The sequence below is a fragment of the Salmonella sp. NW884 genome (assembly GCF_051700745.1).
Lineage (GTDB): Bacteria > Pseudomonadota > Gammaproteobacteria > Enterobacterales > Enterobacteriaceae > Salmonella > Salmonella enterica.
Window position 1 is genome coordinate 22,263 of record NZ_JAMMDE010000003.1, and the last position, 11,066, is coordinate 33,328.

The 11,066-nt window shown below is 55.4% G+C and carries 10 protein-coding genes; all 10 read left to right on the top strand.

Features of this window, described 5'->3' with window-relative positions:
• The first annotated feature begins 223 nt into the window (after positions 1–223).
• The 10 genes from NA197_RS08070 to NA197_RS08115 all read left to right on the top strand — a co-directional run bounded on the left by NA197_RS08070 (position 224) and on the right by NA197_RS08115 (position 11,021).
• Complete coding sequence (locus NA197_RS08070; RefSeq protein ID WP_000312802.1) at positions 224–709, top strand: Hcp family type VI secretion system effector; 486 nt, start codon at positions 224–226, stop codon at positions 707–709.
• A 67-nt stretch (positions 710–776) separates the two neighbouring features.
• Positions 777–1,313: a type VI secretion system lipoprotein TssJ gene (gene tssJ / locus NA197_RS08075; RefSeq protein ID WP_001007105.1), complete on the top strand. Its 537-nt coding sequence runs from the start codon at positions 777–779 to the stop codon at positions 1,311–1,313.
• Between the two features lie 3 nt (positions 1,314–1,316).
• A complete protein-coding gene (tssK, locus tag NA197_RS08080; RefSeq protein WP_000118732.1) occupies positions 1,317–2,660 on the top strand; it encodes a type VI secretion system baseplate subunit TssK in 1,344 nt (447 codons plus the stop codon).
• Entirely contained in the window at positions 2,657–3,961 is a 1,305-nt protein-coding gene (gene tssL, locus NA197_RS08085; protein WP_000132483.1) for a type VI secretion system protein TssL, long form, read from the top strand. The genes tssK and tssL overlap by 4 nt, the downstream gene beginning before the upstream one ends.
• A 4-nt stretch (positions 3,962–3,965) precedes the next feature.
• Positions 3,966–4,739 carry a Rap1a/Tai family immunity protein gene (locus NA197_RS08090; RefSeq protein ID WP_064043076.1) on the top strand — a complete coding sequence of 258 codons (774 nt, stop codon included), beginning with the start codon at positions 3,966–3,968 and terminating at the stop codon, positions 4,737–4,739.
• Positions 4,740–4,940: 201 nt separating this feature from the next.
• Positions 4,941–5,372 (top strand): Shiga-like toxin A subunit SciR, encoded by a 432-nt coding sequence (gene sciR, locus NA197_RS08095; RefSeq protein ID WP_023166851.1) that lies wholly within the window; start codon positions 4,941–4,943, stop codon positions 5,370–5,372.
• 33 nt (positions 5,373–5,405) lie between these two features.
• Positions 5,406–9,275, top strand: coding sequence for a Type VI secretion protein IcmF (icmF, locus tag NA197_RS08100; protein WP_064043077.1), 3,870 nt, complete (start codon positions 5,406–5,408; stop codon positions 9,273–9,275).
• Positions 9,275–10,063, top strand: coding sequence for a TagF domain-containing protein (locus tag NA197_RS08105; protein WP_001254129.1), 789 nt, complete (start codon positions 9,275–9,277; stop codon positions 10,061–10,063). Before icmF ends, NA197_RS08105 begins: the two co-directional genes overlap by 1 nt.
• On the top strand, positions 10,060–10,476 hold the full coding sequence (locus tag NA197_RS08110; protein WP_000759645.1) for a DUF2195 family protein: 417 nt from the start codon (positions 10,060–10,062) through the stop codon (positions 10,474–10,476). The genes NA197_RS08105 and NA197_RS08110 overlap by 4 nt, the downstream gene beginning before the upstream one ends.
• 23 nt (positions 10,477–10,499) lie before the next feature.
• Positions 10,500–11,021 (top strand): DUF2778 domain-containing protein, encoded by a 522-nt coding sequence (locus tag NA197_RS08115; protein ID WP_023994364.1) that lies wholly within the window; start codon positions 10,500–10,502, stop codon positions 11,019–11,021.
• The last annotated feature ends 45 nt before the right edge of the window (positions 11,022–11,066 follow it).

Consider the following 11,066-nt stretch of genomic DNA (forward strand, 5'->3'; position numbering starts at 1 on the left):
TTATGGTTTTTATTATCGGAAGTTATGAAGCATTATTCATATGCATTAAATAATGCAAATTCATAAAATAACTAAATACATTATCGGTACCGGAAAAATATACAGTCTTCTGTTCTCCTGAAGTTATTGGAGAAGGATTCTGTACGGCAATGATTTATCTATAAACAAAAAGATATAGATAAAATCAGGTTTATTTTAAGTAAAACTTAATAAGGATATAAAAATGGCTTATGACATTTTTTTAAAAATTGACGGCATTGATGGCGAGTCAATGGATGACAAACACAAAAATGAAATTGAAGTACTGAGCTGGCGCTGGAATATTCATCAGGAATCCACCATGCACGCCGGTAGCGGCCTCGGCTCCGGTAAGGTCTCCGTCACCAACCTGGATTTTGATCACTATATCGACCGCGCCAGCCCGAACCTGTTCAAATACTGCGCCTCCGGCAAGCACATTCCACAGGCCATTCTGGTTATGCGTAAGGCTGGCGGCAATCCGCTGGAGTACCTCAAGTATACCTTCACCGACCTGATTGTCGCCGTGGTTTCCCCGAGCGGCAGCCACGATGGTGAAATCGCCTCCCGTGAAACAGTAGAGCTTTCTTTCAGCACCGTGAAGCAGGAATACGTGGTGCAGAACCAGCAGGGTGGCAGCGGCGGCACCATCACCGCAGGCTACGACTTCAAGGCCAACAAAGAAATTTAACGGCTGTTTTTCCGGCCAGATGTTATGTCTGGCTGGTTTTATTGTTTTGATTTTAAAGGAATTTACAGTGAATGAATGGCGTAACCCCACTCGGTGGTTATGTGCGGTAGCTATGCCTTTTGCACTGCTCCTGCTTTCCGGATGCGGCAGTAGCGATGCGTTACCTGACCTCGAATCACAGCGACTCGACCTGAGCGTGAAAGCCTCCGATAAGGTGAATCCTGACAATCAGAAGAAGGCCGCGCCCATTGAGATACGTGTTTATGAACTAAAAAATGACGCCGCTTTCACGACAGCTGATTACTGGTCGCTCCATGACAACGACAAATCCGTCCTTACCGACGATTTAGTGCGTCGCGACAGCTTTATTTTGCGTCCCGGCGAAGAGAAAAAACTGCGTCGCCCGCTGAATGCGCAGACCACGGCAATCGGCGTACTGGCCGGATACCGTAACCTGGCCAAATCGGTCTGGCGGGTAACCTACAAAATCCCGGAAGCCCCGGAAAAAGCCTGGTACAGCAGCTTCATACCGGGGAAAGGAAAAGTGCAGTTGGAGGCGGAACTGGAACAAAGCGCCATTGTAATTACGGAACGGGATAAATGAATTATGAGCTGGAATGACCGCGTAGTCTGGAGTGAAGGACAATTTTTACTGCCGCAGATGTTTCAGCAGCAAGAGCGTTATCTGGAACACGTCATGCATTACCGCAGCCTGCCGCTGACCCCCTTTTTCTGGGGATTCAGCCACTACAATATTGATGGCGAAGCGCTGAACATCGGTAAACTGATACTGAAAGAGGCATCAGGGATTTTTCCTGACGGCACGCCGTTTAACGCACCGGACCACACCCCGCTGCCGCCGCCGCTGACCATCCTGCCGGAGCACCTGAACCAGCAGATTTGTCTGGCGGTACCGGTACGCGCGCCGAACAGCGAAGAAACTACGTTTGACAATAACCCGGAATCATTGGCGCGTTTCTCGGTACATGAACACGACATCCGCGACGCCAACTCGCTGGGACGTGGCGCGCAGTTATTACAGCTCAGTCATCTGCGCCTGCGGCTGCTGCCGGAAAAGGCGGTGACGGGCGCCTGGATTGGCCTGCCGCTGACCCGCATCACCGGGCTGAACCCTGACGGGCGGATAGATATCGACCACGACCTGATCCCGCCCATCATTAATTATCAGGCCAGTTCACTGATGTGTACCTGGCTGTCGTGGATCAACGATCTCATCCGGATGCGGGCCGATTCGCTGGCGGAACGGCTGACCGGCAGCGACAACCACGGCCATGAAGCAGCAGAGGTCTCCGATTACCTGCTGCTGCAAATTCTCAATCGCTTTGAGCCGCTGCTGACTCACCTGGCGAAAACCCCGCTGGCCCCGGAAGTGTTGTATCGCTACCTGTCCGAACTGGCCGGGGAACTCTCCACCTATGTGCGTCCACAAACGCGACGGCCCGCTGAATATAAAGAGTACAAACACCTGACGCCCTATGCCGGGTTGAAATCACTGGTCGATGAGGTGCAGTTCCTGCTGAATGCAGTACTGATCCGGGGCGCGCAGCGCATCGAGCTGAAAGAGGGGACTTACGGCATCCTGAATGCGGTGGTGGCTCCTTCCGATCTTGCCGATTTCAGCACGCTGGTACTGGCGATAAAGGCTTCAATGCCGACCGATGTGCTACTGCAACATTTTGCCGCCCAGACCAAAATCGGGCCATCCGATCGCCTGCCGGAACTGATCCGCTCGCATCTGCCGGGGCTGGCTTTGCAGGTTCTGCCTGTACCACCGCGCCAAATCCCGTTTCAGGCCGGATACATCTATTACGACATCCGCCGCGAGGGAGCATTGTGGGAACACATTGCCCGTTACGGCGGGATGGCCATGCATACCGCCGGGGAATTTCCGGGGCTGGAGACAGAACTGTGGGGAGTGCGCGATAAATGACAGACAGTACCCTGACGCCGCCAGCGGCGGACATGATGTCCTTTTTGTCCACCACGCCGGAGCATAAGGACAGTGAATATGAAACGCCGGTACACACCAGCCAGCGCACGGAACTCAATGTCATCGTTGAAGACGGTCCGGACAGCAAACTCCGGCTGGCTGAAATCAGCGCGGCGGCTAACCCGTTGCTCGCCGCTGCCCGGCCTTTATTGTGCGCTCTCGCAGCCATGCCCGCTAAACTGGATGCGGCCCTGGTAGAGCCTTACCGTAATCTGCTGGTACGCGAGATGCATCTGTACCAGACATTATGCGATCAGGCGAACCTGCGGCGCGAGCACGTACTGGCGGTACGTTACTGCCTGTGTACGGCGCTTGATGAAGCCGCCAATAACACAACCTGGGGACGGCGCGGCGTCTGGGCCGGAAAAAGCCTGCTGGTAACATTTCATGGTGAAAGCGAAGGCGGGATAAAACTTTTCCAGATCATCGGGCGTCTGGCGGCCAGCTTCCAGGAACATGGCAACGTACTGGAGGTTATCTACCACCTGCTGGGGCTGGGATTTGAAGGCCGCTACAGCGTGCAGCCAGACGGGCGTAAGCAACTGGACAATATTCGTCAGCAACTGCTGACACAGCTTTCACAGCGTCGCGATCCGGTCATGCCCGCGCTCTCGCCTGACTTTCAGGGGGCGATAAGCGGACGACTGCGGCGGATGCGCCGGGTGCCGGTCTGGCTGAGCGCCGGGATAGCCCTGTTGGCGATGCTGACGCTGTTTGGCCTTTACAGCCACCGGATGGATGTGCAGACCGTCACCGTACAACAGCATATTGATGCGATTGGTATAAAACTGCCGCCGCCGCCCGTGCCGGTTCATAAGCTGCGGCTGAAAATCCTGCTGGCAAACGAAATCGCCCGTGGCCTGCTGACCGTGGACGAAGATGACCAGCACAGTAGGGTGGTCTTCCGTGGCGACGCCATGTTTGTACCGGGACAAAAAACGGTGAGTGACGCAATCCGGCCAGTGATTAACAAAGCGGCGCGGGAAATCGCCCGCGTGGGCGGCGCAGTCACTGTAACGGGTCACACTGACAGCCAGCCCATTCATTCGGCTGAATTCCCATCCAACCTGGTGCTGTCGGAAAAACGGGCGGCGGAAGTTGCGGCGTTGCTGACCTCCGGCGGCGTACCTGCCGGACGGGTACATATCGTCGGCAAGGGCGATACGGTGCCGGTGGCGGATAACGGCAGTAAAGCCGGGCGGGCGAAAAACCGTCGGGTGGAAATTCTGGTAGTGGAGTGAATGAATGATAAAAAAATCGACCTATGATGTGTCTCATCATTCGGCAATATGTGGCGTGACGGGGGATTATTATCGGATCTCAGCGACATATCACATAAAACGATCTATCCGTGTTTTTTTGATCATTTTATGTTGTTTATTACCCGGTGGCGTTTTTGCCGGGTCCCTGATTAACGCAGGATTAATTTCCCCCGATAATGTCAACCTCAGTACTCAGGATTTCCTGAAATTTTATGCCACTGACAACGTACAGAAAAAAGACAATGCACTGATGTATATGCTGGGGGTGGAGGATGCGACAGAAGGTAAAGCCTGGTGTGGATATGGTCAGGTTGACAGTATAACAATAAACCATACTGTGCTGGCCTGGCTTGATCGGTACTCTGTGAAAAAGCCTGATGCAAGAGCTTCGGTGCTGATAGAGGAAGCATTAGTTAAAAATTTCCCCTGTCAGGGGACTGAACCCTCCGTAAAAATTGCTTCCCGGTCATCTCCTGTGTTATCCCTGACGCCGGATGCGCTTAATCTTTCAGGTAATGACTTTTTTAAATTTTGGGTATCTGGTAATCAACTGGATAAACTCAGGGCGGGTATCTATCTGCTTGGCGTGGAGGATGCAACGGAGAAAAAACTATGGTGTGGATACGATTTATTTAAGACGCTAACATTAAATGAAATTGTCTATGTTTTTCTTAAAAATAAAACCAATGAGGAACTGAGTTCTCGCGCGGCTGAACTTATCATAAATAAATTAATAGAGTATCCCTGTAATATATAAAATCATTCAAGTTGCATCAAGGCGGCAAGGGAGTGAATCCCCAGGAACGTACATTAGTTCGTGACTGGGGTGAGCGAGGAAAGCCAACGCACATGCAGCCTGAAGTATGACAGGTATACCCTGTGATAATGTTATCGCTGCCAGTTCAGATAAGTATTGGTGGTAAAGTCTTGGTAGTAAGGGATTGATATGTTTAAGATAATGGTCTGTCTGTTGGTGGGTATTCCTGCCATTTCTTATGCGCACGATTATGGGTGTGCTACGGTTGGAGCATCAATGGAGTCATCATTATTTGATGCCATAAAAAATGACCTGAATATAGATGTCGCTACTATTATAAAGGATAAAACAAAGGTAGAGATTCTTGATATCTCGCCTGTATCTAAGGTCTATGCAGAATCTCTGGCCAGGATGGATTATGAAAAAGATAAGGCCAAAAATAAAGTGGCAATATTAGATAAAAAATCCTATTTCGATAGTTACTATGAAAATCAGGTTAAATCTATCGTGGCAAAATATACCTATATTAACAAAGATAAAGAAAAAGATATTTTCATTGCATCCAGCTTCATGAATGCTGATGAGTGTTCTGTAAGATTTAATGGTTATATTACTTTATCCAGGGAATTTTAAAATATTGATTATTGGGTGGCGAGTCGAAATATAATGCAAAAATTTCTCAGTCTGCTTTTTTCCCGGCGCGCGCTGGCGATTGTGGGCGTTCTGGTTCTGGCGCTGCTGGTCTGGTTTGTCGGGCCGCTGGTGTCATTTGATACCCTGCGCCCGCTGGCCTCCGTGGGCAGCCGGGTGGTGACCATTGCCCTGTTGCTGATGTTGCTGGTACTGTGGCTGGTCAACTGGTCGATGAGTATCATCGGCATCAGTGTCCTGTGCCTGGCGATTGGCTTCGTCACACCGCTGCTGGCCCTGGGCGATGTCCATCCGTTTGCGCCGCTGTGGGTCCGCCTGACCCTGATTGGTTTCATCCTGCTGATGTACGCGCTGTACGGCCTGTACCGGCTGTGGCGTGCGCTGCGTATGGATGAACAACTGCTGCGTCGCTTCCTGCATCCGCGCGGGGAAGAGGTACCGGTGGCTGGCGAGATCAAAGCCGACCTGCGCACCGTCAACTATATTGTCACGCAGGCCATCCGGCAACTGCGGCAGTTGCGGGTGGACATGCCCGGCTGGCGTAAAATCTTCGAGGGAAAACGCTTTCTGTATGAGCTGCCGTGGTTCATGGTGGTCGGCAGTCCCGGCGATGGCAAAACCACGGCCCTGCTGAACACCGGATTGCAGTTCCCGCTGGCGGAGCAAATGGAGCAGACCTCGCGTATCCTGACAGTACCGGGTGGCGGCACGCTACACTGCGACTGGTGGTTTACCAACGAAGCGGTGTTGATTGATACCGCCGGACGCTACGCCCGCCACGATGACGGCGGCGAAGCGAGCGCCGCGCAGCGTAACGCCGGAGAGTGGCAGGGGTTTCTCGGTCTGCTGCGTAAACATCGCCCCGGCGCGCCGCTTAACGGCGTGATCCTGACGCTAAACGTGGCGGATTTAACCGCACAGTCACCGGCGGAACGCCTGGCGGCCTGCGCCGCTCTGCGGGCGCGACTGGCAGAACTGCGCGAGACCCTGGGGATTCGCTTTCCGGTCTATCTGGTGGTCACCAAAATGGATTTGTTGCCGGGGTTCAGCGAGTATTTTCGCACGCTGACCAGCCATCTTCGCGCACAAATCTGGGGCTTTACGTTGCCGTACAGCCGCAGGCGAAAAACGGGCGACCCGCAGGCGCTGCATGCCGCCTGCGCGCAGGAGCTGGCGCGCCTGACGCTGCGGCTGGATCAGGGACTGGATACCCGGTTACAGGAAGAGTACGACCTTAAAAGCCGCCAGCGGCTGTATACCTTCCCGCGTGAGTTCGCCGCCCTCGGCGAGCCGTTGCTGGAGGCTATTGAACAGATCTTCCTCGATTCAAAATTCGATGCCACGCAACTGAATAACACGCTGCGCGGGGTGTTTTTCACCAGTGCCGCGCAGGCGCAGGCCGACGCCGTGGCCGACCAGTTGAGTATCTGGCAGCGCTTTGTCCGGGCGATAAAAACCGCCCGTGGCGAATCATCCGCCTCTCTCCCGCACGCTCTGCCGGACGGTAACCGCAGCTACTTTCTGCATGATCTGCTAACACAGTTTATTTTCCGTGAAGCGCACCTGGTGGAGCCAAACCTCCAGTGGGCCTGGCGTTACCGCCTGCTGCGCCTCGGCGGGCACCTGCTGGTACTGGTGCTGGCATTCCTGTTGTGGCAGGGGATGCAGACCAGCCAGCAGACCAACGGCGACTATCTGAATGAAATCAGCGCCCGCGCGACCCGGCTGGACGGCGAGGTGAAAGCCTACACCGGTAAACCGGCGATGGCTCCCGTCCCGGCACTGCTGGACAGCGCAAGGGAACTGTCCGCCTGGCCGGAACTGGACCCGGACGCGCCGCCGCTGACCTGGCGCTACGGCCTGTACAGCGTACCGCCGGTAACCGACAGCGTGGCGTCGCTGTACAACCGCCTGCTGGATCAACTGCTGCTGCCGCCGCTGGTGAAACGGATGGAGTATGTGCTGGCGGACGCCATTGCCCGTCAGGACAGTAAAGCGGCCTACGATGCCCTGCGCATCTATCTGCTACTGAATCTGGATAAAGATCACGAAGATAAATACAACGCGGCGGAGATCCAGTCGTGGGTGATTAACGATCTGGGGAACAGCGACAGCGTGGCCGGGTTCGGCGGGCGCGCCGCCGTGCTGACGCATATCGAAGCGCTGTTTGACGGCAGCCGGGTGGTGCATTCACCGTATGAGAAAAATGAGGCACTGATCCGCCAGGCGCGGGCATTCCTCGACGGTCACACCAGTACCGAGCGTATCTATGCGCGGGCGCTGGCGGCAATGGAGAGCGAAGCGCCGCAGGAGTTCACGCTGGTACGCGCTGTGGGCGCGGATGCGGGAACGGTGTTTGTGCGTAGCAACGGCGCGCCGCTGGATCGGGGCGTGCCGGGTATTTTTACCCGTGAAGGTTACCGGGAGCTGTTCGACAAACGATTACCGGAATTTGTGGCGGCGGCGAAGGCGAACGATGGCTGGGTGATGGGCCGGGAGAGTACGCCAAAAAAGCTGACTGACAGCCTGCGCAGCCAGATACCGGGGCAGGAGCAGTCTGTCGCCCGCGAAGTCCGCCGTTTGTACCTGACGGAATATGCCCGCCGCTGGCAGGATTTTCTGGACAGTATCCATAGTATCAACAGTGCCGGGGAAGAGGGCAGTTCCGGCCTGGCGTATGATTTACAGGTGCTGCGCACCCTGGCATCGCCGGACTCACCGCTGATGCGGCTGGGAAAAGCGGTGGTGGAGCAGACCACGCTGGTGCCGCCGCCGGACCCGCAGGCCAGACAGAAACAGCTGGCGCAGCGCGCATCCGGTAACGCGGGGAAAGTGGTACAGACGGCAAAACTGTTCCAGGATATTCACCCGGAAGAACGGCTGGAAAAAACGCTGGTGGATGACCGTTTCGCCGCGCTGCGCGAGGTCATTGCCGGGCGGACGGACGGCGGACAGAGCGGCGGTGGGACGATGCAGATCGCTTCGCTGCTGACCATGCTCAACGAGTATTACACCCAACTGACCATTGCTGATAGCGCGCTGGCGGCGGGGACGTTGCCAGCGCGCATTACTGCCGCAGACAAGTTGCAACTGGAGGCGGCGAAACTGCCTGCGCCGCTGAAAAACATCCTGCTGGATCTGACGAAGCAGGGAACGCGCAAAATCAACGCCGGGACCGGCGACGTGCTGAACACCCAGATGGAGGCGATGATGGGCGACGACTGCCGTGACGCCATCGACGGGCGTTATCCGTTCGCCGACAGCCCGCAGGAGGTCAGCGCCGAGGACTTTAACCGCATCTTCGCCAGCGGCGGCGTACTGGATGCTTTCTGGAGCAAACAACTGGCTCCGCTGGCGGACACCGCCAGCGACCCGTGGCGCTACAAACCGACCGAAGGCAACATGACGTTGCAGGGGCCGGATTTAACGCCGTTTCAGCAGGCGAAGCAGATCCGCAGCGTATTTTTTAACAGCGAGGGCGGGAAAAAATTTTCCTGGTCGATGCAGATTAGCGTGGTGGATATGGACCCGGCCATCACGGAACTGGTGATTGATATCGACGGTCAGGTGCTGCGCTACGCCCATGGTCCGGACCGGCCCCTGAAAGTGACCTGGCCGGGACCGCGCAACGGCTCGATGGCGGAAATCACCGCCAGCCCGCGTATTCGCCAGGACACCTCAACGCTACTGACCGGCGGGCCGTGGGCGCTGTTTCATCTGCTGGACGCCGGAATGGTACAGGAAACGGCGGTGCGGGGGCGCCAATTGGTGGAATATGATTTTGACGGTCGCCGGGTGGTGCTGGAAATCACCGCCGGGCGGGATTTTAACCCGGTCAGCCGGGAGCTGTTGCAGAACTTCAGTTGTCCGGCGAGGGCGTTGTAATGCGCCGGCCAGCGGTGGTATCAGCCCCGGCGATGTTCGGCAGGCTGCCGGACCAGCGCGACTATGTGCGCTGGCGGGTGGGCGCTGAAGAGGGACGAATATGGCAGGACTGGCTGAACCGCCAGACATGGGTGGGCAGCGGGCGGCATATCGTGTTGCCGGAAGGCCAGACGACCGATGAAGAGCGTGACGGCTGGATGCACCTGTCGCCGCGTGGCGAACATGATATGCCCGCGCCGGAACACCATCCGCTGCCGTGGAGCTTTGTGATGTCGCCGGGATTTTTGCCGATGGGGGGGACGACTGACTGGCTGACCGGAGTGCTGATGGCGTCACGGGATAGCGTGGGACGCCCGTGGCCGCTGGTGATTTACCAGCGCTGTGGTCGGGAGTGGCTGGACGAGAGTCTGCAGGAGACGCAGGGCTGGCTGTACTGGCTGGCGAGGCTGGCGGCGCAGCATATCACGCCGGACACGATGCGGCGCGGGCGGCTGACGGAGCAGGTGGACCAGCTATGGGCGATGTGGCAGCCGGGGCCGTGGTGGGCGCAGTGGCTGCGCGGGTTACGACGTACATCGCAGCGCAGCCGGGAATTGACCGGGCTGCCGGATGAAGCACCGGTAGTAGAACTGCCGGGCGTGCGTTATCTGCCGTGGCCGGGCTGGCCGGGTAAGACGCTGGGGCAGGCAACACCGGGGCAAGGCTGGTTCTGGCAGCAGAACAGTGAAGGGCGGTATGTGGATGCGCTGCGGTTGGTGGATGAAAAAAATAGAGGTCAGATGCTGTGAAAAAGTACGCTGTAGAGGTTCTGTTTATGTCTGCCTGTGCAGGAATGTTCCTGCCCGTATTTGCCTGGGGCGGAACAGATGTAAACATTGATAACCCGCTGGCGGAGTGTGTGGATATCCATCCCGTTCATCGTCAGGAAATGGATAACCTTACCATTCTGAAAACAACGGTCACACTGAAAAAAAGTACCGGTGAATGTGGCTGTTTCTCAGCATTAATCAGCTATACCAGCTTACTGGCGCAGGATGTTGAGGGTTACGGACGCGGAAGTGCATATTCCCTTCAGGAGGGGAATATCTCACTGGCGAAGATGCAGGGACGTTATCCTTTCAGCTTTGTATTATCGGTGGATAACCAGTCTGTACGGGATCAGAAGCTGGCGCTAATGATACGTTGTACACCACCGCTGTAATACACAAAATAGTCAGAGAGAAGATGATGGCAGTAAGACTGACTTTTGACGGACAAAAGCTGACATGGCCTGGTATCGGGATATTTAAGGCGACCACGGGGTTACCGGATTTACAGTGGCCAGATAAACAGTGTGTGCCGGATGCGGCGATACCGGAAGGGAATTATAAATTGTTTATTCAGTTTCAGGGGGAGGCACCGATAAGAAATGCTGCGGATTGTGATCTGGGACCATCATGGGGCTGGAGTACCATTCCGCGAGGCCAGGCTGCCGGAACATGTGAGATGTACTGGGCTAACTGGGGATATAACCGTATCCGGCTGGAATCAGCGGATGAGAAGACCCGAAAAGCCTGTGGGGGCAAGCGGGGTGGTTTTTATATCCATGATTCCACCAAAGGTTACAGTCATGGTTGTATTGAAGTGGAACCGGTGTTTTTCCGTATTCTGAAACAGGAGACGGAAAAAGAAAATGGTGAAAAGACATTTACGGTTAATGTTAAGTATGTTTCTGGTCAGCAAACGAATGGTGGAACAAAACAATAATACCGTTAAAACCGGATGAAATTATCGTGTCTGGACGTGCTGTGG

Bases quoted from the DNA above. Each gene is read 5' to 3' on its own strand.
- NA197_RS08070 (WP_000312802.1), top strand. From the start codon at position 224: ATGGCTTATGACATTTTTTTAAAAATTGACGGCATTGATGGCGAGTCA.
- tssK (WP_000118732.1), top strand. From the start codon at position 1,317: ATGAGCTGGAATGACCGCGTAGTCTGGAGTGAAGGACAATTTTTACTG.
- tssL (WP_000132483.1), top strand. From the start codon at position 2,657: ATGACAGACAGTACCCTGACGCCGCCAGCGGCGGACATGATGTCCTTT.
- NA197_RS08090 (WP_064043076.1), top strand. From the start codon at position 3,966: ATGATAAAAAAATCGACCTATGATGTGTCTCATCATTCGGCAATATGT.
- sciR (WP_023166851.1), top strand. From the start codon at position 4,941: ATGGTCTGTCTGTTGGTGGGTATTCCTGCCATTTCTTATGCGCACGAT.
- icmF (WP_064043077.1), top strand. From the start codon at position 5,406: ATGCAAAAATTTCTCAGTCTGCTTTTTTCCCGGCGCGCGCTGGCGATT.
- NA197_RS08105 (WP_001254129.1), top strand. From the start codon at position 9,275: ATGCGCCGGCCAGCGGTGGTATCAGCCCCGGCGATGTTCGGCAGGCTG.
- NA197_RS08115 (WP_023994364.1), top strand. From the start codon at position 10,500: ATGATGGCAGTAAGACTGACTTTTGACGGACAAAAGCTGACATGGCCT.